The 24390-nt window shown below is 70.3% G+C and carries 18 protein-coding genes and 2 pseudogenes; 15 read left to right on the top strand and 5 right to left on the bottom strand.

Going from position 1 to position 24390, the window contains the following annotated elements; genetic code table 11:
* Positions 1-109: 109 nt before the first annotated feature.
* The gene (locus ACH4UM_RS29625; RefSeq protein ID WP_398185759.1) at positions 110-880 is read right to left on the bottom strand and encodes a hypothetical protein; all 771 of its coding nucleotides are present in this window, start codon (positions 878-880) and stop codon (positions 110-112) included.
* A 108-nt stretch (positions 881-988) separates the two neighbouring features.
* Here ACH4UM_RS29625 and ggt point away from each other — a divergent pair, with 108 nt between their 5' ends.
* Complete coding sequence (gene ggt, locus ACH4UM_RS29620; RefSeq protein WP_398185756.1) at positions 989-2800, top strand: gamma-glutamyltransferase; 1812 nt, start codon at positions 989-991, stop codon at positions 2798-2800.
* A gap of 76 nt (positions 2801-2876) precedes the next feature.
* On the opposite strand, the gene ACH4UM_RS29615 is transcribed toward ggt, so the two are convergent.
* Positions 2877-5423, bottom strand: a complete 2547-nt coding sequence (locus ACH4UM_RS29615) for an ATP-dependent Clp protease ATP-binding subunit (protein ID WP_398185753.1) — start codon at positions 5421-5423, stop codon at positions 2877-2879.
* A gap of 299 nt (positions 5424-5722) precedes the next feature.
* Here ACH4UM_RS29615 and ACH4UM_RS29610 point away from each other — a divergent pair, with 299 nt between their 5' ends.
* From ACH4UM_RS29610 to ACH4UM_RS29570, 9 genes are all read left to right on the top strand, one after another.
* Positions 5723-7405 (top strand): hypothetical protein, encoded by a 1683-nt coding sequence (locus tag ACH4UM_RS29610; protein WP_398185750.1) that lies wholly within the window; start codon positions 5723-5725, stop codon positions 7403-7405.
* Between the two features lie 214 nt (positions 7406-7619).
* Positions 7620-8462, top strand: a complete 843-nt coding sequence (locus tag ACH4UM_RS29605; RefSeq protein WP_398185747.1) for a nitrilase-related carbon-nitrogen hydrolase — start codon at positions 7620-7622, stop codon at positions 8460-8462.
* Entirely contained in the window at positions 8459-9742 is a 1284-nt protein-coding gene (locus ACH4UM_RS29600) for an aspartate aminotransferase family protein (RefSeq protein ID WP_398185744.1), read from the top strand. The genes ACH4UM_RS29605 and ACH4UM_RS29600 overlap by 4 nt, the downstream gene beginning before the upstream one ends.
* 85 nt (positions 9743-9827) lie before the next feature.
* On the top strand, positions 9828-11417 hold the full coding sequence (locus tag ACH4UM_RS29595; RefSeq protein ID WP_398185742.1) for a PucR family transcriptional regulator: 1590 nt from the start codon (positions 9828-9830) through the stop codon (positions 11415-11417).
* 170 nt (positions 11418-11587) lie between these two features.
* Entirely contained in the window at positions 11588-12430 is an 843-nt protein-coding gene (locus ACH4UM_RS29590; RefSeq protein ID WP_398185739.1) for a nitrilase-related carbon-nitrogen hydrolase, read from the top strand.
* Between the two features lie 100 nt (positions 12431-12530).
* Positions 12531-13931 carry a dihydropyrimidinase gene (gene hydA, locus ACH4UM_RS29585; RefSeq protein ID WP_398185737.1) on the top strand — a complete coding sequence of 467 codons (1401 nt, stop codon included), beginning with the start codon at positions 12531-12533 and terminating at the stop codon, positions 13929-13931.
* 11 nt (positions 13932-13942) lie between these two features.
* Positions 13943-14965 (top strand): TIGR03842 family LLM class F420-dependent oxidoreductase, encoded by a 1023-nt coding sequence (locus tag ACH4UM_RS29580; protein ID WP_398185734.1) that lies wholly within the window; start codon positions 13943-13945, stop codon positions 14963-14965.
* Between the two features lie 167 nt (positions 14966-15132).
* Positions 15133-15411, top strand: a complete 279-nt coding sequence (locus tag ACH4UM_RS29575) for a hypothetical protein (protein WP_398185732.1) — start codon at positions 15133-15135, stop codon at positions 15409-15411.
* A 147-nt stretch (positions 15412-15558) separates the two neighbouring features.
* A complete protein-coding gene (locus tag ACH4UM_RS29570) occupies positions 15559-17109 on the top strand; it encodes an NCS1 family nucleobase:cation symporter-1 (protein WP_398185729.1) in 1551 nt (516 codons plus the stop codon).
* Between the two features lie 319 nt (positions 17110-17428).
* Here the strand turns inward: ACH4UM_RS29570 and ACH4UM_RS29565 are convergent, their stop codons facing one another.
* Entirely contained in the window at positions 17429-18172 is a 744-nt protein-coding gene (locus tag ACH4UM_RS29565; RefSeq protein WP_398185727.1) for a thioesterase II family protein, read from the bottom strand.
* Positions 18173-18572: 400 nt separating this feature from the next.
* On the opposite strand from ACH4UM_RS29565, the gene ACH4UM_RS29560 reads away from it, so the two are divergent.
* The 4 genes from ACH4UM_RS29560 to ACH4UM_RS29545 all read left to right on the top strand — a co-directional run bounded on the left by ACH4UM_RS29560 (position 18573) and on the right by ACH4UM_RS29545 (position 21252).
* Positions 18573-18878 (top strand): transposase, encoded by a 306-nt coding sequence (locus ACH4UM_RS29560; protein ID WP_398185724.1) that lies wholly within the window; start codon positions 18573-18575, stop codon positions 18876-18878.
* A 16-nt stretch (positions 18879-18894) separates the two neighbouring features.
* Complete coding sequence (locus ACH4UM_RS29555; protein WP_398185721.1) at positions 18895-19131, top strand: hypothetical protein; 237 nt, start codon at positions 18895-18897, stop codon at positions 19129-19131.
* A 401-nt stretch (positions 19132-19532) separates the two neighbouring features.
* Complete coding sequence (locus tag ACH4UM_RS29550) at positions 19533-20891, top strand: MFS transporter (RefSeq protein ID WP_398185718.1); 1359 nt, start codon at positions 19533-19535, stop codon at positions 20889-20891.
* 166 nt (positions 20892-21057) lie between these two features.
* Positions 21058-21252: a hypothetical protein gene (locus ACH4UM_RS29545; protein WP_398186077.1), complete on the top strand. Its 195-nt coding sequence runs from the start codon at positions 21058-21060 to the stop codon at positions 21250-21252.
* Positions 21253-21515: 263 nt separating this feature from the next.
* Here ACH4UM_RS29545 and ACH4UM_RS29540 read toward each other — a convergent pair.
* Positions 21516-21960, bottom strand: a pseudogene (locus ACH4UM_RS29540) (IS110 family transposase); the annotation flags it as partial.
* A gap of 338 nt (positions 21961-22298) precedes the next feature.
* On the opposite strand from ACH4UM_RS29540, the gene ACH4UM_RS29535 reads away from it, so the two are divergent.
* Positions 22299-23138, top strand: coding sequence for a chitosanase (locus tag ACH4UM_RS29535; RefSeq protein ID WP_398185715.1), 840 nt, complete (start codon positions 22299-22301; stop codon positions 23136-23138).
* 218 nt (positions 23139-23356) lie between these two features.
* Here ACH4UM_RS29535 and ACH4UM_RS29530 read toward each other — a convergent pair.
* Positions 23357-24208: pseudogene (locus ACH4UM_RS29530) on the bottom strand (IS5 family transposase).
* Positions 24209-24390: the final 182 nt, after the last annotated feature.

The following is a 24390-nucleotide window of genomic DNA, read 5'->3' as shown; positions in this document are numbered from 1 at the left end:
GCGCCTTACTCGAAGTAACCCGTCGGTAAGTTACGTGCGGGTAAAGCCTGTTGAAGTGTTGATTTCGTGTGCGAGTGGCCGCCTGAAGTGTGCGTTCCGGGTACGAGGGTCAGCTCGTCGCCCGGTGCGAGGTGCGGGCCGGCGGGGGCGTCGGCGTCGGCAGGGGCGCCTGTGCCGCCCGGGTGACGTCGGCGACCAGTTCGATCACATCCGGGCCGTACGCCTGGGAGTTGACCACCTTCAGCAGCAGAACGAAGGAGTTGTCGCCGTACTTGCGGGACAGCCGCTCGTGGTTGCGCGCGAGATAGCGGGTGCCGGCCTGGTTGTCGATGGCGCGCTGGCCGCAGAAGAGGAACACCGGCCGGACCCCGGAGCGGCGCTCCCCGGCGGTGAGCCGGGCCAGCAGGACGTACTCGCTGCGGCCCGCCTCCAGCCGGTAGCGCTCGCTGCCGATCTGGAACGCGCCCCGGTCCGGGCCGGGTTCCGCCTCGACGTTCACCCGCACACCCGGCAGCAGGGAGGCGAGGTGCGCGGCCATCCGGCGGTTGGAGGCCGGACCGCCCACGCAGAACTCGGTGCGCTCGCCGAAGCCCTGCTGGGCCGCGTCGTGCGCGACCACCTGTGCCGCCGCGTTGCAGTCCTTGATCAGCGCGGACAGTTCGAGCAGGGCGAAGACGTCGTGGCGCGTCACCGTGAGCTCCGGACCGCCCGCGTCGCGGTTGACCACCAGCAGGGACTCGGAGTTGTCGGGCAGCCCGAAGAAGGACTGCTTGCGCCTCAGTCTGCGCTTCCACAGATAGGTGCGGGCCAGCCAGCCGAGCGCCGCGCTGATACCGGCGGCCACCACTCCCAGGACTATGTTGCGCACGTCGTCGTTCATGGCCGCGCATGGTAGCGGTTCGAGCGGACCGCTGTTCGATGCCTTCCTGACGGGTTCATGGCGATGGATTAAGCTGCGCGGACGGTCGGTCTCTGGCTGGAGGTGCGGATGCGTCGCTCTGTGGCACGCAAGCTGGCGGTCCTGGCGGTCTCGGCCGCCGTGGTGTCGGTGGGAGCGGCCGCGCCGCCCGCCGCGCAGCCGGGCGGAAAGCCGGCACCGGCCGGGAAAGCGCCCGTGGCCGTCGGCTACGGCGGCGCCGTGGCGAGCGTCGACGCCGACGCCTCCGCCGCCGGTATCGAGGTGCTGAGGAAGGGCGGCAACGCCGTCGACGCGGCCGTCGCCACCGCCGCGGCCCTCGGTGTCACCGAGCCCTACTCCTCCGGCATCGGCGGAGGCGGCTACTTCGTCTACTACGACGCCCGCTCCCGCACCGTCCACACCATCGACGGCCGCGAGACGGCACCGCTGAGCGCCGATGCGAACCTGTTCGTGGAGAACGGCAAGCCGCTCGCCTTCGCCGACGCCGTCAGCAGCGGCCTGAGCGTCGGCACGCCGGGCACGCCCGCCACCTGGCAGACGGCGCTGGACGAGTGGGGCACCGAACGGCTCGGTACGGTCCTCAGGCCGGCCGAGCGGATCGCCCGCGACGGCTTCACCGTCGACGACACCTTCCGCTCCCAGACCGCGTCCAACCAGACCCGCTTCAGCTACTTCCCGGACACCGCGAAGCTGTTCCTGCCCGGCGGACGGCTCCCCGTCGTCGGCTCGACGTTCAAGAACCCGGACCTCGCCCGTACCTACGAGGAGCTGGGCAGGAAGGGCGTCGGCGCCGTCTACCGCGGCGACCTCGGCGACGACATCGTGGACACGGTCGACCACCCGCCCGTCGACCCCGGTTCGGGCTGGAACGCCCGCCCCGGCAAGCTGTCCGCCAGGGACCTCGCGGCCTACCGCGCCAAGCTCCAGGCCCCCACGAGGACCTCCTACCGCGGCCTCGGCGTCTACTCCATCGCGCCCTCCTCCTCCGGCGGCACGACCGTCGGCGAGGCGCTCAACATCCTGGAGCGGACGGACCTTTCCAGGGCGAGCGAGGCCCAGTACCTGCACCGCTACATCGAGGCGAGCCGCATCGCCTTCGCGGACCGCGGCCGCTGGGTCGGCGACCCCGCCTTCGAGGACGTTCCCACCAAGGGACTGCTGTCGCAGGCGTACGCCGACTCCCGCGCCTGCCTGATCAAGGACGACGCGGTCCTCACCAGCCCGCTCGCCCCCGGCGACCCGCGCCGCCCCGCGGCCTGCGGCACCGGCGGCACGGCGGCACCGACGACCTACGAGGGCGAGAACACCACCCATCTGACGGTCGCCGACAAGTGGGGCGACGTCGTCTCCTACACCCTCACCATCGAACAGACCGGCGGCAGCGGCATCACCGTCCCCGGCCGCGGCTTCCTGCTCAACAACGAGCTGACCGACTTCTCCTTCGCCCCGGCCAACCCGGCCGTGCACGACCCGAACCTGCCGGGCCCGGGCAAGCGGCCGCGCTCGTCGATCTCACCGGCCATCGTGCTCGACCGGCACGACCGGCCGGTGGTGGCGCTCGGATCGCCCGGTGGCGCGACCATCATCACCACCGTGCTGCAGACCCTGACCGAGTTCCTCGACCGGCGCCTGCCGCTGGTCGACGCGATCGCCGCACCGCGTGCCAGCCAGCGCAACGCGGCCCAGACCGAACTCGAACCGGCGCTCTACGACAGCCCGTTGCGGGGACAGCTGGAGGCGATCGGTCACTCCTTCAAGCTCAACCCCGAGATCGGCGCGGCCACCGGTGTACAGCGCCTGCCGAACGGCAAGTGGCTGGCGGCGGCCGAGAAGGTACGGCGGGGCGGCGGCTCGGCGATGGTGGTGTACCCGGCGCCGTGACGGCGTCCGGGCATCCGCAGCGGATGGGCCCGCCTCCCGATACGGGACGGCGGGCCCGGCACGCGTCAGTTCACCGTCACTCGGCGGGCGCGGGCGTGGGCTCCCTGTCCTGCGTACGGAACGCCAGCCGGCCGTCCTCGACGTCCACCGTGACCCGGCTGCCGTCGCCGAGCCGGCCGTCCAGCAGCAGCCGGGACAGCTGGTTGTCCACCTCGCGCTGGATGGTGCGGCGCAGCGGACGGGCGCCGTACTCGGGCTGGTAGCCGCGCTGGGCCAGCCAGTCGACGGCCGCGCCCGTGAACTCGACGGCGACGCCCTGCGCGTGCAGCAGCCGGCGGGTCTTCTCCAGCAGCAGATCGGTGATCTGCCGCAACTGCTCGGCGGTGAGCTGCCGGAAGACGACGATCTCGTCGATCCGGTTGAGGAACTCCGGCCGGAAGTGCTCCCGCAGCGGCCGCAGGATCTGCTCGCGCCGCGCCTCCTCGTCCGCCTCCGCACCGCCCGCGCCGAACCCTATGCCGGCGCCGCGCCGCGTGATGGCCTCCGAGCCGAGGTTGCTGGTCATCACGATGACGGTGTTGGTGAAGTCCACCGTGCGGCCCTGGGAGTCGGTGAGCCGCCCGTCGTCCAGCACCTGCAGCAGGATGTTGAACACGTCCGGGTGCGCCTTCTCCACCTCGTCCAGCAGGAGCAGCGAGTACGGATGCCGGCGCACCACCTCGGTGAGCTGACCCGCCTCCTCGTGGCCGACGTACCCCGGCGGCGCCCCGACCAGCCGGCTGACCGTGTGCCGCTCCTGGTATTCGCTCATGTCCAGGCGCACCATGCGGTCCTCGCTGCTGAACAGAGCCTCGGCCAACGCCCGGGCCAGCTCGGTCTTGCCGACGCCGGTCGGGCCGAGGAAGAGGAAGCTGCCGATCGGCCGGTCCGGGCTCGACAGCCCCGCGCGGGAGCGCAGCACCGCCTCGGAGACGACGGCGACGGCCTCGTCCTGGCCGACCACCCGCCGGTGCAGATGCTCCTCGAGGCCGAGCAGCCGCTCCTTCTCCTCCTGGGTGAGCCTGCTGACCGGGATGCCGGTCTGCCGGGACACCACCTCGGCGATGGCCTCGGCGGTGACCTCCAGGTTCATCCCCTCGTCGGCCTCCTCGCCGCCCGCGGCCTGGGCGATCCGCTGCCTCAGCTCGGTGATCCGGTCGCGCAACTGTGTGGCCTGCTCGTACTGTTCGTCCGCGACGGCCTGGTCCTTGTCGCGGGCCAGCTGTTCGGCCTCGCGTTCCATGGTCCGTACGTCCGTGCCCTTGGTGCGGGCCCGCAGCCGCACCCGGGCGCCGGCCTGGTCGATCAGGTCGATCGCCTTGTCCGGCAGACGGCGGTCGGTCAGATAGCGGTCGGACAGCTCCACGGCGGCCACCAGCGCCTCGTCGGTGTAGCGGACCTGGTGGTGGGCCTCGTAGCGGTCGCGCAGGCCGCGCAGGATCTCCAGCGCGTCGCCCACGGACGGCTCGGGCACCAGGATCGGCTGGAACCGGCGGGCCAGCGCCGCGTCCTTCTCGATCCGCCGGTACTCCTCCAGCGTGGTCGCGCCCACGATGTGCAGCTCGCCGCGGGACAGGGCGGGCTTGAGGATGTTGCCCGCGTCCATCGCCCCGCCCTCGCCGCCCGCACCGGCGCCGACCACGGTGTGCAGCTCGTCGATGAAGACGATCAGCCGCTCGGAGTTGGCGCGGATCTCGCCGACGATGTTGTTCAGCCGCTCCTCGAAGTCGCCCCGGTAGCGGGTGCCCGCGACCACACCGGTCAGGTCCAGTGCGAACACCCGGCGGCCGATGAGCACGTCGGGCACGTCCCCGTCGGCGATCCGCTGCGCGAGCCCCTCCACGATGGCGGTCTTGCCGACGCCCGCGTCGCCGATCAGCACCGGGTTGTTCTTGCCGCGCCGGGAGAGCACCTCGATCGTCTGCTCGATCTCCTGCTCCCGCCCGATCACCGGGTCGATACGGCCCTGCCGGGCCAGGTCGGTGAGATCACGCCCGTACTTGTCGAGGGTGGGCGTCGAGGTCGTGCGCTGCCGCTCGGCCCCCGTCGGGGCGGCGGCGTCCGTCGCCTCGGGCGGCAGGCCGCCGGCGGCGAACCGGGCCGCGTTCAGGATGTGCCCGGCGGCGGAGTCCGGGTTCGCGGCCAGCGCGCTCAGCACGTGCTCCGGTCCGATGTACCCGGCGCCACTGGCCCGCGCCAGGTCGTGCGCGTCCAGCAGGGCGCGCTTGACGGCCGGGGTGAGCGAGAGCGAGGTGGGCGGTGGTGTCTCGCCCGGCGGGTGCTGGACGGGGCCGGACCGCTCGTCGATCTGAGTGGCGAGCGAGTCGGGGTCCGCGCCGGCCCGGCTGAGGAGGCTGCGGGTGGGCTCGGTGGCGAGCGCTGCCCGCAGCAGGTGCTGGGTGTCCAGATCCCGGCTGCCGTGTTCGGCCGCGTACTGCGCCGCGCCCCTTACGAGTTCCCGGGCGGGCTGGCTCAGCAGCCGGCCGATGTCGATCTGCCGGGGACCGGGGCGTGGTCCGCCGAAGAAGCGGGCGAGGAATTCGCCGAAGGGGTCGCCCTCCGGGCCGATGAAGCCGCTGGTCATCGTGTTCCGTTCCTTCGCTGACGACTGGCTCCCGCCGGGTAACCGGGTCGGGGGTCGCTCATGCAACGATGACACGTTCCGTTTCCGCGGGCACGCTGGGCGCCTGCGAGCCCGGGGGGTGATCTTGTGGAGCGGGCCCCGCTCCGGGGCGGTGCGCACCCGCCGTGGTGTGATGTCACGGTCGCGTTCCGTGCGTACGGAGGTCACTGCACTCCCGCCGAAAACTTTCCGTAGCGGCCCCGTAACACAACTGGTGTTCGCTACGGACCGGAGTGTTCCGGTCTGGCGGGAGTTGGGCAATGACTGTGGATCAACTCCCGGACCCGGTTCGGGAGTTCGCGAACCACCTGGACGGTCTGCTGGCGCGCCTGGATCAGCGCGACGGCTGGTGCGCGGTGTTCTGGCAGCGCGACCCGGACGGGATGCGGGCGTGTCTGCACGGCCGTGAGGTACCGCCGTGGGATGTGCTGGAGGCCGTCCTGCAGGACCTCGCCGGGCAGCACGGGCCCGTGGCCGCCGCGTCGGAGCGGGAACGTGTCCGGGCCCTGTACGCCGCCGCCGTCGCCGCGTACGACGCCCGGCCCGGCGCCCGGGACGCCCTCGGCGACCGCCTCGACGTCATGCTGCGCGAGCAGAGTTACGCGGCCGAACGCCGGGCCCAGCTCAGCCGCCGCCTCGCCACCGCGGCCACCCCCGAGGAGGCCGACGCCCTCCGCACCGACCTGGCCTGGACCCACGACGACCACGAACGCGCCCGCGCCCGATGCGCCGAGCTCGACGCCCGGCTGGCCGCCCTGGACGGCCGGGAGGCGGGTGACGTCGCCCGGGGCGCACGTCCGGGACACGAACACGAGCGCGGACACGAGCCCGGCGGCGGCCCGGCCAGGGACGGGGCGCACCTCCGAGTGGACGCAGGCGACCGGCCGGCGGGGCGGGGCGCACGGGTGGCCGGCTGCGCCGGAGCCGCGGAGCCGGGCGTCCGGGTGCCCGGTCGCCCTGGGTCCGCGGGGCGGGGCGCGTGGGCAGGCCGTGATGACGGGGCCGGGCGCCTGCCGAGCACCGCGGAGGCCGACGGTCCCGCTCCAGTGCCGACGGCGCCCCCACCCGGGCGTCCCGAGTACCCAGAGCACCCCGATCACCTCGTGGGCGGCCCCGGCACCCTGCCGTCGCCCCCCACCCCGATCCCCACCCCGATGCCGGCCTCCACTCCCACTCCCACCTCCGCCCCCCATCCCCCCAAGTCCCGCAAGCGCCGCCGCGGCAGCGCCCGGTTCGCCGGGATGGCCGAGGAGGAAGCCGCTCCCGTGGTCGTACCGCCGAGCGCCGCCACACCCACGCAGGCCGCTCCCGCCCCCTCACCCACCGTCGGCCGTACCCCGCGCGGCGCGCGGTTCGCCGGGGCCGCCGCCGAGGCGACCGAGCGGCCGCGACCGCGGACTGGGCCCGAGGACGCCGGGGCGGCGCGGACCGTCGCCCTGGCCGTCGAGGCGCTCGGGCGGCTGCGCGCCGAGGGGCGCAGCGGTGAGGCGCACGCCCTGCTGGTCGAGGCCGCCCACTGGCCCGCCGGGCGGCTGCCGCTGCTCGCCGCCGGGCTGGAGCGGGCCGGGCTCGCCGCCGACTGGACGACCCTGCTCTGGGAGACCGCCTCGCTGCCCGCGGGCCGCCTGGTCGCCGCCGCCGACGCCCTCGTCGCGGCCGGCCGGGCCGAAGACGGGCAGCAGATACTGCGACAGGGCGTCGTACGGCCCGCCGCGGAGATGGGCGAGGCAGTGCTCGCCCTGCTCGCCGAGGGCCGGGACCGCGAGGTGCGCGTACTGCTCGACGCCTACGTCCGCGTCCGCACCCCGGAGCAGGCGGTCCGCAGTGCCGAGCCCGCCCCCGGGCGGCTGGTCCCGCTGCTGCTGGAGGCAGCCCGCGGTGTTTCCGACGAACGGCACTGGGACCTCGTCCACGCGTTCCGCGTCGCCGGTGTCGCAACCTGACCGGTACCCCGTGCCATCGCCCCGCCCTTCCCGCCCGCATCCGTCCCACCGCCTCCCACCAGCCCCGACACTCACCCACAGGAGTGTGAAACGTGATCGACTCAGCGGGTTGACGACAATGGTCTTGGCAAGCCCGTCGCAGAGGCTTACGTTCGTCCCTCTACGTCCTCCTCTACGGGCGTAGAGGCTCTGACGTACGTCGAAGGAGCAGCTCATGGCCAACGTCGTCCGCGCGGCCCTGGTCCAGGCCACCTGGACCGGCGACACCGCGTCCATGATCGCCAAGCACGAGGAGCACGCCCGCGAGGCGGCCCGGCAGGGTGCGAAGATCATCGGATTCCAGGAAGTCTTCAACTCGCCCTACTTCTGCCAGGTCCAGGAGCCCGAGCACTACCGCTGGGCCGAGCCGGTCCCGGACGGTCCGACCGTGCGCCGGATGCGGGACCTCGCCCGCGAGACCGGCATGGTGATCGTCGTCCCGGTCTTCGAGGTCGAGCAGCCGGGCCTGTACTTCAACGCGGCCGCCGTGATCGACGCCGACGGCGGCTACCTCGGCAAGTACCGCAAGCACCACATCCCGCAGGTCAAGGGCTTCTGGGAGAAGTACTACTTCAAACCCGGAAACCTCGGCTGGCCGGTCTTCGACACCAAGGTCGGCAGGGTCGGCGTCTACATCTGCTACGACCGCCACTTCCCGGAGGGCTGGCGGCAGCTCGGCCTGAACGGCGCCCAGCTCGTCTACAACCCCTCCGCCACCCACCGCGGCCTGTCCTCCTACCTCTGGCGGCTGGAGCAGCCGGCGGCGGCCGTCGCCAACGAGTACTTCGTCGCCGCGATCAACCGCGTCGGCCAGGAGGAGTACGGCGACAACGACTTCTACGGAACCTCGTACTTCGTCGACCCGCGCGGACAGTTCGTCGGGGACGTCGCGAGCGACTCCAAGGAGGAACTCCTCGTCCGTGACCTCGACTTCGACGTCATCGAAGAGGTGCGGCAGCAGTGGGCCTTCTACCGCGACCGCCGCCCCGACGCCTACGAAGGGCTGGTGCAGCCGTGAACGACCTCTACGACCGGCACCGGGCCGTCCTGCCCGACTGGCTGGCGCTCTACTACGAGGACCCGCTCGAGATCACCCACGGCGAGGGCCGCCATGTCTGGGACGCCGGGGGCAGGCGGTATCTCGACTTCTTCGGCGGCATCCTCACCACCATGACCGCGCACGCGCTGCCCGAGGTCACCAAGGCGGTGACCGAGCAGGCCGGGCGGATCATCCACTCCTCCACTCTCTACCTCAACCGGCCGATGGTGGAACTCGCCGAGCGCATCGCCAAGTTGAGCGGAATCCCGGACGCCCGGGTCTTCTTCACCACCTCCGGCACCGAGGCCAACGACACCGCCCTGCTGCTCGCGACGACGTACCGGCGCAGCAACACGATCCTGGCCATGCGCAACAGCTACCACGGCCGTTCCTTCAGCGCGGTCGGCATCACCGGCAACCGCGGCTGGTCGCCGACCTCCCTGTCCCCGCTGCAGACGCTGTACGTCCACGGCGGCGTGCGCACCCGCGGGCCGTTCGCCCACCTCGACGACCCCGACTTCATCGCGGCCTGCGTCGAGGACCTGAAGGACCTGCTCGGCCACACCCGCCCGCCCGCCGCACTCATCGCCGAACCCATCCAGGGCGTAGGCGGTTTCACCTCCCCGCCCGACGGCCTGTACGCGGCCTTCCGGGACGTGCTCCAGGAGCACGGCATCCTCTGGATCGCCGACGAGGTGCAGACCGGCTGGGGCCGCACCGGCGAGCACTTCTGGGGCTGGCAGGCGCACGGGCGGAGCGGTCCGCCGGACATCCTCACCTTCGCCAAGGGCATCGGCAACGGCATGTCCATCGGCGGGGTCGTCGCCCGCGCCGAGATCATGAACTGCCTGGACGCCAACAGCATCTCCACCTTCGGTGGCACCCAGATCACCATGGCCGCCGGCCTCGCCAACCTCAACTACCTCCTGGAGCACGACCTGCAGGGCAACGCCCGGCGGGTCGGCGGGATGCTCATCGAACGGCTGCGGGCCGTCGCGGCCCAGGTGCCCGGCGTACGGGAGGTGCGCGGGCGCGGACTGATGATCGGCGTCGAACTGACCCGTCCCGGCACGGCCGAGGCCGATCCGCAGGCGGCCGCCGCCGTGCTGGAGTCGGCCCGCGAGGGCGGGCTGCTCATCGGCAAGGGCGGCGGCCACAACACCAGTGCCCTGCGCATCGCCCCACCGCTGTCCCTGACCGTCGCGGAGGCCGAGGAGGGCGCCGCGATCCTCGAACGCGCGCTGCGCGATGCGTACTGACGCGTACTGACGCTTACCGAGGAGCACGCGCCCGGGACCCGTTACGAGCAGGGCGAACCGAGCCGCAACAAGAGGGAACGCCGCCATGAGCACCACCTCGGACAGACCTCCGACCTCCTGGGACGCCCCGGAGCCCGCCCTGTCGGTCCGTCAGGTCCTCGCCCTGGAACGGGTGCTGGCCGGTGAGCCCGAGGTGGTGGCCGGCGCGGGCCACCTGGACCGGCTCGTGCGCTGGGTGCACGTCGCCGAGGCCGCGGACGTCGGCGTGATGCTCAGCGGCGGCGAGATGGTCCTCACCACCGGGGTGCTGCTCGCCGGCGACGAGGAGAAGCAGGCCGAGTACATCCGCTCCCTGCACCGGGCGGAGGCCGCGGCCGTGGTGCTGGGCCTCGGGCGGGCGTTCCCCGCCCCGCCGGACGTGATGCGCCGGGCCGCCGAGCGGTGCGGGCTGCCCCTGGTCGTCCTGCACCGCCCGTTCCCCTTCGCGGAGCTGACCGAGGAGGTCCAGTCCCGTCTGGTGCGGCGGAAGTTCGCCGCCGTCAGCCTGTCGGAGGCCGTCCGCACCGCGCTCACCGCGCTGATCACCGCGGGCGCCCCGCTGCAGGCGCTGCTCGACGAGATCGCGCAGCACAGCGCCTGCCCCGTCGTCGTCACCAACCTCGCCCACCGGGTGCTGGCCACGGCGGGGGAGCGGTCCGCGGTGGACGACGTGCTGCGCGACTGGGAGCGCATCGCCCGGCAGGCCGGCGGCAGCGAGGGCGACGGCTGGATCCGCGCCGAGCTGGGCGGGCGCGGGGAGCGGTGGGGACGGATCGTGCTGTGCGGGCACCGCGGGGACACCGCCACCGGACGGCTGCTGGCCGACCGTGCCGCCGAGGCCCTGGTCCTGCACCGCATGCTCGGCGGCAACGCGGGCTGCTCCTGGGAGGAGCAGTCCGCGCAGAGCCTGCTGACCGACCTCGTCAGCGGCGTCGTACCGGCCCGGCAACTGCTGCCCCGGGCGCGGGCGGCCGGACTGCCCGTCAACCGGCGCACCTTCGTGCCTCTGGTGGTACCCGACGGCGAGCCCGCCGAACTCGACCGGCTGCTGCGGCTGCTGGGCCTGACCGGACTCGTCGCCGAGCTGGCGGAGGGCGTCACAGCCGTGCTGCTCAGCCTCGCCCGCGACCAGGACGCCGACGCCCTCACCGGCCACTTCGCGGCCCGGCTGCGCGCCGAGTCGGGGGCGGCGGCCCGCGCGGTCGTCGCAGCCGCGGACGCCCGCACCGCCTGGGACGACGTACCCGGCGGACTGCGCGAGGCCCGGCATGTCGCCGACGCCGTGGCCGACTCCGCCGCCGCGCTCGAACTCCCGGCCGTCGTGCGGCTCAAGGATGTGCACCTGCGCGGGCTGATCCGCCTGCTGCGGGACGACCCGCAGGTGCAGTCCTTCGCCGAACGGGAGCTGGACGGGCTGCTGCGCGGCGCGGACCAGGACCTGCTGGGCGTCCTGCGCACCTACCTCGCCACCGGCCGCAACAAGTCCCGCACCGCCCAGCTCCACCACGTCTCCCGGCCCGCGCTCTACCGCCGCCTGGAGGCGATACAGACGCGACTCGGGGTGGACCTCGACGACTTCGAACAGGCCGCCTCGGTGCACATCGCCCTCCTCGCGCACGATGCGCAACAGGAGTGAGCGCAACGGGAGTGAAACTTGCGACCACCTGGGAAAACGGCGGTGAAACATGGGACAGGGCCGGGGTGACACGGTGCCACGCCGCACCCCCGCAGACGTGACACGGTGCACCTCAAAGCGGGGCCACCGGCTTTCTACGCTCGCCGCACACCGAACGAGCGGAGGTCCCGATGAGCAGAGTGATCCGTGCCGCCCTCTTCCAGACCGCCTGGACCGGCGACAAGGAATCCATGATCCAGGTCCACGAGCAGGCGGCGCGCGACGCGGCCGCGCAGGGCGCTCAAGTCCTGTGCTTCCAGGAGCTGTTCTACGGACCGTACTTCTGCCAGGTCCAGGACCCGGCGTTCTACGAGTACGCCGAGCAGATCCCCGAGGGCCCGATCGTCCGGCGCTTCCAGGCGCTCGCCAAGGAGCTCGGCATCGTCCTCGTCCTGCCGATGTACGAGGAAGAACAGCCCGGCGTCCTCTACAACACCGCCGCCGTGATCGACGCGGACGGCTCCTACCTGGGCAAGTACCGCAAGACCCACATCCCTCAAGTGCGCGGCTTCTGGGAGAAGTTCTACTTCCGCCCGGGCAACAGCGGCTGGCCCGTCTTCGACACCAAGGTCGGCAGGGTCGGCGTCTACATCTGCTACGACCGGCACTTCCCCGAAGGCTGGCGGGCGCTGGGCCTGGCGGGCGCCGAGATCGTCTTCAACCCGTCGGCCACCTCGCGGGGCCTGTCCGGCTACCTCTGGCAGCTGGAGCAGCCGGCGGCGGCCGTCGCCAACGAGTACTTCGTCGGCGCGATCAACCGGGTCGGCGTCGAGGAACTGGGCGACAACGACTTCTACGGGACGTCGTACTTCGTCGACCCGGAGGCGCAGTTCGTCGGCGAGGTGGCGAGCGACAAGGAGACCGAACTCGTCGTGCGCGACCTGGACCTGGCCAAGCTGCGCGAGGTCCGCGACCGCTGGCAGTTCTACCGCGACCGCGCGCCGGGGGCATACGGGCCGCTGACCGCCCCCTGACCGTCCGTGCAGCCGTGCCGGTCCGGCGCCCCGGCGACCGGGCCGGCACGGTCCCGCCGATCCGTACGACACCAGTACCGACCACGCCAGGAGAGGGAGCATGAGCCGTACCGTCATCCGTGGTGGTCTCGTCGTCACCGCCTCCGACGAGATCCACGCCGACGTCCTGATCGAGGACGGCCGCATCGCCGCCCTCGCCGCCTCCGGCACCCCGGCCGCCGGGGCCCTCGCCGCCGAGCGCGTCATCGACGCCACCGGCAAGTACGTCATCCCGGGCGGCGTCGACGCCCACACCCACATGGAGCTGCCCTTCGGCGGCACCTTCGCCTCCGACACCTTCGAGACCGGCACCCGGGCCGCCGCCTGGGGCGGCACGACCACGATCGTCGACTTCGCGGTGCAGAGCGTCGGCCACTCCCTGCGCGAGGGCCTGGACGCCTGGCACGCCAAGGCCGAGGGCAACTGCGCGATCGACTACGGCTTCCACATGATCGTCTCCGACGTCAACCAGGAGACCCTGAAGGAGATGGACCTGCTGGTCGAGGAGGGCGTGACGTCCTTCAAGCAGTTCATGGCCTATCCGGGTGTCTTCTACTCCGACGACGGCCAGATCCTGCGGGCCATGCAGCGCTCCGCCGAGAACGGCGGACTGATCATGATGCACGCCGAGAACGGCATCGCGATCGACGTCCTGGTCGAGCAGGCGCTGGCCCGCGGCGAGACCGACCCGCGCTACCACGGAGAGGTGCGCAAGGCCCTCCTGGAGGCCGAGGCCACCCACCGCGCCATCCGGCTGGCGCAGGTCGCCGGCGCGCCCCTGTACGTCGTGCACGTCTCCGCGCAGGAGGCGGTCGCCGAGCTGGCCAGGGCACGTGACGACGGGCTGAACGTCTTCGGCGAGACCTGCCCGCAGTACCTGTTCCTGTCCACCGACAACCTCGCCGAGCCGGACTTCGAGGGCGCCAAGTACGTGTGCTCCACGCCCCTGCGCCCCAAGGAGCACCAGGCGGCCCTGTGGAAGGGGCTCAGGACCAACGACCTCCAGGTGGTCTCCACCGACCACTGCCCCTTCTGCTTCACCGGCCAGAAGGAGCTCGGCCGCGGCGACTTCTCCAAGATCCCGAACGGTCTGCCGGGCGTCGAGAACCGCATGGACCTGCTCCACCAGGCCGTGGTCGACGGACACATCTCGCGCCGCCGCTGGATCGAGATCGCCTGCGCCACCCCCGCCCGGATGTTCGGCCTGTACCCGAAGAAGGGCACCATCGCCCCCGGCGCCGACGCCGACGTGGTCATCTACGACCCGCACGCCGAGCAGGTCATTTCGGCCGGGACCCACCACATGAACGTCGACTACTCGGCGTACGAGGGCAGGCGCGTCACCGGCCGCGTGGAGACCGTGCTCTCGCGCGGCGAGGCCGTCATCACCGAGCGGGAGTACACCGGACGCGCCGGGCACGGCGTCTACACCCCGCGCTCCACCTGTCAGTACCTCAACTAGGAGTGGCGCCCATGGACTTCGGACTCGTCCTGCAGACCGACCCGCCGGCCTCGCGCGTCATCAGCCTAATGAAGCGGGCCGAGCGCAACGGCTTCACCTACGGATGGACCTTCGACTCCGCCGTGCTCTGGCAGGAGCCGTTCGTGATCTACAGCCAGATCCTGGCGAACACCCGGAAGCTGACGGTCGGCCCGATGGTCACCAACCCGGGCACCCGCACCTGGGAGGTCACCGCCTCCACCTTCGCCACCCTCAACGACATGTTCGGCAACCGCACCGTCTGCGGCATCGGCCGCGGCGACTCGGCGATGCGCGTGGCCGGCCGCAAACCCAACACCCTGGCCCGGATCAGCGACGCCATGAAGGTCATCCGGGCACTGGGCAGCGGAGCGGAGGCCGACCTCGGCGGCGGCACGGTCGTCAGGTTCCCCTGGGTCAGGCCCGGCGCCCGGCTTCCCGTGTGGATGGCCGCGTACGGGCCCAAGGCACTGAAGATGACCGGCGAGGAGGCCGACGGGTTCATCCTCCAGCTCGCCGACCTCTACCTGACCGAGTACATGGTCAGGGCGGTGAAGGACGCGGCGGCCGCGGCCGGACGGGACCCGTCGGAGGTGCGGATCTGCGTCGCCGCCCCCGCCTACGTCACCGCCGACGACTCGCCCGAGGCGCTCGCCCACGCGCGCGAGCAGTGCCGCTGGTTCGGCGGCATGGTCGGCAACCACGTCGCCGACCTGGTCGCCCGCTACGGCGAGCACTCCGCCGCCGTACCCGACGAACTCACCGACTACATCAAGGCCCGCCAGGGCTACGACTACGCCCACCACGGGCGCAGCGGCAATCCGGACACCCAGTTCGTCCCCGACGAGATCGTGGACAGGTTCTGCGTCGTCGGGCCGGTCGAGAAGCACATCGAGAAGCTGAACGCGCTGCGCGAGCTCGGCGTCGACCAGTTCGCCGTGTACGACATGCACGACGCGCAGGAAGCCGTGATCGACACCTACGGCCAGAAGGTCATCCCGGCCATCAACTCCTGATCCCCGACTCGCCTTCCCCAACCCACAACCCACAACCCACAACCCCCAACCCCCAAGCCCCCCACCCCCCAACCCCCCAATCCCCTGTCCCCCCTCCCCACCTCCCCGGGGAGGGGCGGGGCGCACGCACCGCCGCACCCCGACCCACCTCACCGATTGGGCTGCCCATGACCGATACCGCTCCCACGGCCATAACGCCGTCCGCGCAGGTCACCCGCCCCGACGGGCGCGTGGAGATCGCCCCCGGCACTCCGCCGCCCAGTGGCCCCTACGCCAACGCGGACCTGCTGCCGGTCCCGGTCGGCAAGCGCACCTGGACCACGTACGACTTCTCCGCGCTGTGTGTCGCGCAAGAGAGAACACCTACTGCGCGGCAGCGTGCTGACCAGCGCTTTCGTCACCGATCGCGCCGGCCGCGCGAGCATGTGTCCGCTGTGCGCGGTTGAAGCCGCCGGGGCGGACCGATCCCGCTGGCGGTGCGCCTGCTCGCACAGCTGATCGGCTAGTCCATCGTTCGTCGTACTCCCGGGGATGAGTTGAGCCTCCCGGAGTCTGCGTCTCCACATGAGCCTTCGCGATACGAGGTGGTCCTGATGTCCCCCAGTGCAAGAACCCTGGCCGATTCGGCCGTCGCGCAGCAGGTGTACCCGGACGGCCGGGTGGCGTTGTCCGATCCGGCGGTGCTGGATGATTCGCGTTTCGCCAACGCGGACCTGGTGCCGGTCCCGATCGCGCGCCGAACATGGGGTACTTACAACTATCTCGCCCTTTGGGTGGGAATGGCACATTGTATTCCGTCGTGGACGCTGGCGTCGGGGCTGGTGGCGCTGGGGATGGACTGGAAGCAGGCAGTCCTGACGATCGCGCTGGCGAACGTGATCGTGCTGGCGCCGATGCTTCTGACAGGTCACGCCGGCACCAAGTACGGGATCCCGTTCCCCGTGTTCGCGCGGGCGTCGTTCGGGGTGCGCGGGGCGAACCTGCCGGCGATGGTGCGGGCGGCGGTGGCGTGCTGCTGGTTCGGCATCCAGACCTGGATCGGCGGCGAGGGCATCTTCCTGCTCGCCGGCAAGCTGTTCGGGCACGGCTGGTTGAACGCCGGCACGATATCGGGCACACCGTGGACCCAGTGGCTGTCGTTCGGCGTGTTTTGGCTGCTCGAGGTCGTGGTGATCACCCGCGGCATGGAGACGCTGCGGAGGGTGGAGAACTGGGCGGCGCCGCTGGTGATCGTCGGCGCGCTGGCGCTGCTGGCGTTCATGGCCGCCAAGGCGGGCGGCTTCGGCCCGCTGCTGGAACAGCCCTCCAGCCTGGGCTGGGGGAGCGGGTTCTGGAAGGTGTTCTTCCCCTCTCTGATGGGCATGATCGGCTTCTGGTCCACGCTGTCGCTGAACATCCCCGACTTCACGCGGTTCGGCGGCAGCCAGCGGGCCCAGTTGTGGGGTCAGGCCCTGGGCCTGCCGACCACGATGACGCTGTTCGCGATCCTGTCGGTGCTGGTCACGTCCGGCTCCCAGGCCGTCTACGGGGCGCCGATCTGGGATCCGATCGTACTGAGCGCGAAGATGAGCAACACCGTCGGCGCCTTGTTCGCCCTGCTGATCGTGATGGTGGCGACCTTGTCGGTGAACATCGCCGCCAATGTCGTCTCTCCGGCGTACGACCTGTCGCACTTGCTACCGCGACTGGTCAGCTTCCGCACCGGCGCGCTGATCACCGGCGTGGTTGGCATCCTGATCATGCCGTGGAAGCTGATCGCCAACCCGCACGTGTACATCTTCACGTGGCTCGGCTTCGTCGGCGGACTGCTCGGCACCGTGGCCGGCATCCTCGTCGCCGACTACTGGATCGTGCGCCGTACCCGTCTGGCGCTGGAGGAGTTGTACCAGCCCGACGGCCGTTACTGGTACATGGGCGGCTGGAACCTGCGCGCGGTGGCCGCCTTCGTGATCGGCGGTGTCCTGGCCGTCGGCGGCTCTTACTCGAACGTGGTCAAGGGCGTCAAGCAGGGTCCCTTCCCCGCGGACGGAGTCATCCCGCTCCTCAAGCCCCTGGCCGATTACGGCTGGGCCGTCGGCCTGGTTTCTGCTCTGCTGGTATACACCCTGCTCAGCCTAAGCCGTAGGCAGAACGAGCACAGTTGAACCGCGGGCCGGCCGGCGAACACGCCGGTGACAGGCAGCAGTGCGTGCCCGTCGGCCAGCCCCTGAACTTGGAGTGCGACAGTACCCGGCGTACAGCGGGTCCGGAAGCCTCGGGCGCACCCGAAAGCATTGTCCGGCGGGCCCCCTGCGGAGCGAGTTGATATCGGCTGGGAGGGCCGGGTTGGAGCCCGTGCTGCCCAAGGGACTCGTTTCCGACGATGCATCATGTGGAGTGCGTCGCCATCTGCTCGGCTGTGCTCAGTCGGCGAGCTTCCGAGTGCGCCGGGCAACTTCGTGTAGCCCGCTGCCCCTGCCGTTCTCAGGCCGGTATCTCGGCCGAGATCTTTGAGATGACGTCCGCGGCGTGCGCGTCCAGATAGAAGTGCCCGCCCGGCCAGATCCGCAACTCGAAGGCGCCGCAGGTGTGCTTGCTCCAGGCGGTGGCCTCCTCGGCCGACACCATCGGGTCCGCGTCGCCGATCAACGCTGTCACCGGGCAGGTCAGTTTCGGCCCCGGTGCGTACACGTATGTCTCCGCGGCCTTGTAGTCACTGCGGATCGCGGGGAGCACCATCGCCGTCATCTCGGGGTTGCCGAAGACGTCGGGCGCGGTGCCGGCCAGCGACCGGATGTGCCTGATGAGTTCTCGGTCGCCGCGCTGGTAGACACGCTCGTTGCGGTTGAGGTCGGGGGCCCGCCGCGACGACACGAACACATGTCCGAGCTTGACGTCGGCCGCTTCCATGCGCCGCGCGACCTCGAAGGCCACGGTCGCGCCGAGGCTGTGGCCGAACAGATACAGCGGTTGGTCTGTCAGCGGCCGGATCACCTCAGTGATCTCGTCGGCCAGTTCGGCGACCGTCTCCCGGCGCCGTTCCGACAGCCGCTCCTGTCGGCCCGGATACTGGATCGCGAGCACTTCGACGCCCGGGGAGAGCGACTTCGACATGGGCACGTAATAGCTTGCCGCACCGCCGGCGTGCGGCAGGCAGACGAGCCGGGCGGATGCGGGGCCCGCCGGGTGGAAGCGGCGGATCCACAGGTCGGGGTCGACAGCCTGCATGGGATCGGCTCTCCTTGTCGAGTGTGTCAGACAGGGGGATACACGGCGATGCCATGCTGTGCCCCCACAGGATCAGGACCACTGACTCATACGATGCGGGGCTCGGTTCCAGCGTCCCGAGTCTCGGGAAGGGCGTGGAAGTAGGCCGGGTCTGGCGTGAATGGGTCGGCCGACGGTCGAATGTGGGTCTCGCCGCACCTGTCTGCTGCTACAAGCGACCCGTCCGCCTCATCACGTAGGACAGGGTCTTTGCTCTTTTGGGAAGCGCGGCGACGGAAGGGACCAGGTGCCGCAGTGGACCCGCGGCCGGGTGACAGCGGAGAAGGCTGCTCACATCGGCGGGCTGTATCTGGGATGGCCTGGGGGCACGGTGGTCCTGTCGGTCGATGAGAAGACGCAGGTGAAGGCGCTGGACCGGACCCAGCCGGCGCTGCCGGTGACGTTCGCCGCCACCGAGAAGCGCACCCACGAGCATGTGCGGCACGGCATCACGAACCTGTTCGCCGCGCTGAACATCGCCACTGGTGAAGTGCTCGGTGAGCGCAGGCCGAGCCGGAATGGCGCGAACTTCCTCGCTTTCTTGAAGAAGACGGTGAAGACGGTGAAGCCGCACGCCGGTGAGGCGATCCATGTCGTGCTGGACAACATCTCCATGCACACCACCCCGGAGTTCAGGGCGTGGCTGGTGAAGAACCCTCATGTGTAGTTCCACTTCACCCCTGTTGGCTCGTACCTGGCTGAACCAATTCGAGAGCTGGTTCGGCATCATCACGGCAGTCGATCCGTTGCATCGCATTTTCGAGTGTTCACGTCTGATCAAGCGGATCCGCGACCAAATCGACTCCTGGAACACGAACGCAAGACCCTTCACCTGGACCGCGACCGCCGGCGAGATCCTCGCGAAGGTCCGACTCGTCGCGACCAGCTTGATGAAACGCATCAACAACAATGCGAACTGACAGAAACCGGATCACGAGCCACTGGACAGCGGGCGAGTGACCCTGCAAAAGTTACTCGGTATGAAAATCATGCATCATGAGCCAGCACCGTCTGGCCCCTTCGTCCTGGCGGTGGGCACTGGGCGGCCGGAACTCACCACAACACAGCAGCGGCTTGTGACGGTTACTGACGCCGCCTTATCCGAATATTCCCCACGCCATCTTGTGACCGCGCTACCCGGCACGCCTGTAGTGGGTGAAGTGTTCGCCCAAATACGGCTCAGTGGGCACCTCCTTCGGACAGCCGTTGGCCGGAAATGTGACGGTGGGTCGGCCGACCCGCTGTCCGGCTCCGGCAGCGGCATCCGGGTACACCCCGGCAACCGTCAGTCGGTCGGTCGCGATTGCCTTGGGAGTGCCGCATGACCAGTACCGAGGTGACGCCACGACACAGGCCGGGGCTGACACTTGGAGTGCTGGCCGGCGCGCTCGCGCTGGATGTGAGTGGGCTCGGCGTGCTCAATGCCGCCCTGCCGGCGGTCGGAGCACGTTTCGACCTGGACGACACCACGCTCCAGTGGGTCATGATTGCCTACGCCGTAACGTTCGCCGGCTTCCTGCTGGTGGGCGGCCGGCTGGCCGATGGTTTCGGCCGTCGGCGGGTGTTCGAATTCGGTATTGCCCTGTTCACGGTGGCCGCGCTGGTCGGGGCTGTGGCGCCGGACATCGGGTGGCTGCTCGGTGCGCGGGCGGTCCAGGGTATCGGCGCGGCCTTGTCGGGTCCGGCCGCGCTGGCCCTGCTGACCGAGGTGTTTCCGGCTGGCCCGGCACGCAACCGGGCACTCGGCGTGTACGCGGCCGTCGGCGCGGCGAGCTTCAGCGGCGGGGTGCTGCTGGGCGGTGTACTGACCCAGTTCCTCGGCTGGCGGTCGGTGCTGTGCTTCTCGGTGGTAGTGGGAGCGACCGTGCTGGCCGCGACGCGGGCCGGGCTGCCCGCCGGTGTCGGGCGGGGCGGACGGCTGGACCTGCCCGGTGCGATCTCGGGCACGATCGGCCTCACCCTGCTGGTCGTCGGCGCGAGCACCGGCGGCACGCTGGCATGGGGTTCACTGTGCCTCGCAGTGGTGTTCTTGCTGCTCTTCGTCGTGCGCGAGCACCGCACTGCGGACCCGGTACTTCCTCTCGACCTCTTCCGGGCATCATCGGTACGAGCCGCGAGCCTGGCGGCGTTCCTCCAGTACATGGCCTCGGTCGGGATGCTGTTCTTCGCGCCGCTGTATCTGCAGGGGATGCTGAACTACTCTCCGCTCGAGTCCGGTCTCGCGCTGGTACCGATGTCGGCGAGCGTGTTCCTCACCGCAAACTTCGTCGCCGGACACCTGCTCACCAAATACACGCCGCGCACGCTGATGACCGTCGGGCTCGTCCTGATCGGCGCAGGAACGGCGCTGTGGATGAGTACCCCGCACGAGGGTAGCTATCTGCTGCATGTGCTGCCCGGCATGGTGCTCAGCGGTATCGGCCAAGGACTGAACTTCCCCGCGATGACGTCCGCCGCGCTCACCGGCATTGAGCCGGAACGACACGCGGTCGCCGGGGCGGTGAACGTCGTGGCACAGCAGATCGGCGCCAGCATCGGAGTGGCGGTCATGGTCCTGATTGCGGCGACCAGCGATGACCGGCTCACCGGCTACCACCTCGCCTACCTCGCAGCCGGCATCGGCTGTGTGCTCGGAGCGGTGATCACCGCTATGGCAGGCCGTCGGACAAGCAGAGCCTGAAGAAACCTCATGTGGAATGGCTCGCGGGACGACAGACCACTCGGCATGGTCGGCGCGAACTGCCGATCGCTGCGGGGCGGCTGGTACCAATGCCGTGACTCTGCTGGTGATCTTGTGTGGGGCGCTGACGGGAGGCCCGTGGGATGCTTCGCCGAGAGTGTGCGGGATGACCTCGGGGCCTTGGCGCTGGTGTCAGTGCCGCCGCTACGCGATCCGCGCCGGCTTCGAGGCCACCCTCTCGGTGAACGTCCGAGCCCACGGTCTGCGCCACTCCCGCTACCGGGCCTGGCCCGCACCCACGTCCAGCAGAACCCGCCGCCGCACCACCCGCTTCCACGCGCTCTGCGCAGGCACCGCATAACCCCGCCAACATCACCAGCAGAGTCCGGCATTGGTACCCGCCCGGCTGATGCCGAGTGCCCGGACCTGCGGGTTTCATCCGGTGCTCGGGTTCGATGTGGAAGCCGATCGGGTCGTTCTCTTGGCCGAACCGCTGGTCAGCCGACTACGGACGCCGGCTGCGGTTCGTAGAAGGTGCCGTTGCGGAGCATCGCAAAGAGCACGTCGACCCGACGGCGGGCGAGGCAGAGCAGGGCCTGGGTGTGGTGCTTGCCCTGGGCGATGGGTGGCTGCGCCGGCCAGGCCGTCGTCGAAGCCGACGATCAACTCCAGCCCGGCGATGGTCTCGTCTTCGACGTCGATGGCGCGCAGGGTGCGCGGCATCGCGCGGGCGGAGTCCGCGATGATGAACGCGTCGCGGGCGTCGGTCTTCGCCTCGCCGGGGCAGGGGGCAGCGATCCGCCGCATCGTCAGGCCGGGCAGATAGGCGACCTTGCAGCCCGCGTCGTGGGCCACGCGAGCGGCAGAGCTCCGATCGAGGCGGGCTGGTCGACGCTACGGTGCCGTGCCTGGCCTGCAGCTTGGCGAAGACCTCGCGCAGTTTCGGTTCGCTGTTGGGCAGCCGCTTGCCGAACGCCTTCTTCCCGACCGGGGTCAGGGCGGTGGCGTGGTGTTCACCTTTGCCGACGTCCAGGCCGAGGAAGACGCCGATTTCGCTGATGTCGATCACGTGCACTCTCCGGTCGTACCCGTCCCGGCCTCACCTGCGGCATCAGCTGTCGGCATCCACATTACGAAGAGCCTCCCAGCCCGTGCCGGGCGTCGCGAGCCGGTGAACCTTTCCGGTCGCAGCACTGGAGAAGCGGATGACTCCGGCAGACGGTGGAGGGTCGCAGGTCGGCCGACGTTTCGTGCCTGCAGGAGAGGCGAATTACGCAGAACGCAGTTGCAGCGTCCCGGGGTTGACCCGGGCGGTGAGGGCCCCTAGAGTGCCGGGGCAGCAGTAGTTAGGAAACTTTCCTATCTGTCAGAAGGGGTGTCCACCACCCCCCTACGACGGAGGCTTCCATGAAGCGCTTTACGGCCCGTTGTCTGCTGCCCGCGGCTCTCAGCGCGACGCTCGCAGCGGTCATCTCCGCCCCGGCCATGGCCGAGACTCCGGTCAAGCCCCAGGTGGACCAGCAGACGGTCACCATGATGGACGACATCACCGCAGTGTTCGAGAACAACGCCTCCACCCCGCAGTACGACTACATCAAGAACCTGGACGACGGCTGTGGTTACACCGCGGGCTGGATAGGTTTCTGTACCCAGACCGGCGACATGTTGAGCCTGGTCAAGCAGTACAACGCCGCCGAGCCCGACAACGTACTCGCCAAATACACCGACACGCTGCAGAGGTTGGCCGACTCGGGCAGCGACGACACCGGCGCGCTCGGTGCCTCCTTCACGGACGACTGGCAACAGGCCGCCCAGGACCCGCTCTTCAGGAAACTGCAACTCCAGGTCGGTCACGACACGTATCTGACGCCCGCCGAGACCCTGGCGGCGCAGGAGGGGCTCAAGACCAACCTGGGCCTGGAGAACCTCTTCGACACCGCGCTGATGATGGGACCCGGGGCCGACGACTGCGACGGTGTGGTGAAGATCGCCCACGAGACCGACTCCGCCCTCGGCGGCAACCCCGCTTCCGGTGTCGACGAGGCCCAGTGGCTGGCCCAGTTCAACACCATCCGCCGGCAGCACATGGCCAACCCCTGCACACCGGGGCGTCAGAACGACTGGCCGGAGGCGGTCGACCGGTCACAGGCACTTCAGCAACTGGCGGACCAGGGCAACTGGGACCTGAGCGCGCCGCTGACCGTGGGCGCCGACTTCAACATCACCATCACCGACCCGCACGACTGAGCCACACCAATCGACGCAGAAGGGTCGCCGATGTTACGCGCCACAGTGCGCCAGCTGCTCACCGTGACTGCCGTCCTGCTCCTGGCCATCACGGGAGCCGGTACGAGCCACGCGGCTTCGAACGACACCAGTGGGACCGGGTCGTACGGCGGCTTCCACGAGTCGACGTGGGCCGATGCCTGGGGAGTTGCCACATCCGACGGCCTCAAGGACCCAAATCAAAACGAGGTTTTGAGGCGTCGCCAGCAGATCATCGCGCAGCCGAGGGTGACGAAGGTCCTGGTGGATGTCGGCGTGGACCTCCCAGCGGATGCGCAGGCGCCGGAACCAGTGCAGGAGGGCGAAGGCGGCTTCCACGACCCAGCGTTCCTGCCCAGACCGCTGCCGTGGTCGGTGCCGGGGCGGGCGATGACGGGACGGATGCCCAGCTCGCGGACTTGGCGGCGGTAGTTGTCATGGTCGTAGCCGCGGTCGGCGTAGAGCACGTCGGGGCGCCCGCGCGGGCGTCCGCGCTTTCCCCGGATCGGCGGCACTGCCTCGATCAGCGGAAGCAGCTGGGTGACGTCGTTGCGGTTTCCGCCCGTGACCGTGGCGGCCAGGGGGAATGCCGTGGGCGTCGACGATGACGTGGTGCTTGCTGTCCGTCCTGCCGCGGTCCACCGGCGAACGCCCAGTGGCGCTCCCGCCCTTCAGGGCCCGCAGGTGGGAGCCGTCGGCGGAGGCCCGGGAGAGGTCGAGCACCTCGCCTGCGCGCAGGCGCGCGAGCTGAAGTTCGTGCAGCCGTTGCCAGACCCCGGCGTCGTTCCAGTCCCGCAGCCGCCGCCAACAACTCATCCAGGAACCGGAGCCGAGCTCCTGCGGCAGGAACTCCCACCGGATCCGGTGTTCAGCACGAACAAGATCCCGCACAGCGCTTTGTGCTAGTCAAGCCGTCTGCGGCCCGGATGGCGGGGGCGCCGCTCCACGACCGGCAACAGTGGCTCGATCCGCTCCCACAACCCGTCCTCGACCTCCCAGGGCCTGCGTGCACCCACCCCAGCAGCCGTCACACACCCCCACACCCCCCACATCGACCAAGTCAATGCAAGGTGAACAAGATCTGACGCTCAGTCATGCCGTACTTTCTTTCTGTTGCCGGCCCTAAGGTCTCGGACGCGACGGTCCGGTGTGGTCAACCGCGGTTCGGCGGACACGCGGCCGGCGTCCCAAGGTGTGCGGACGGCAGCTCCTGACCGACCGGGCGGCAGCCGAA

Source organism: Streptomyces sp. NPDC020801 (genome assembly GCF_044334385.1).
Classification (GTDB): domain Bacteria; phylum Actinomycetota; class Actinomycetes; order Streptomycetales; family Streptomycetaceae; genus Streptomyces.
The sequence above is the reverse complement of the archived record's forward strand: the minus strand, read 5'-3'. Positions and strand labels throughout refer to the sequence as shown.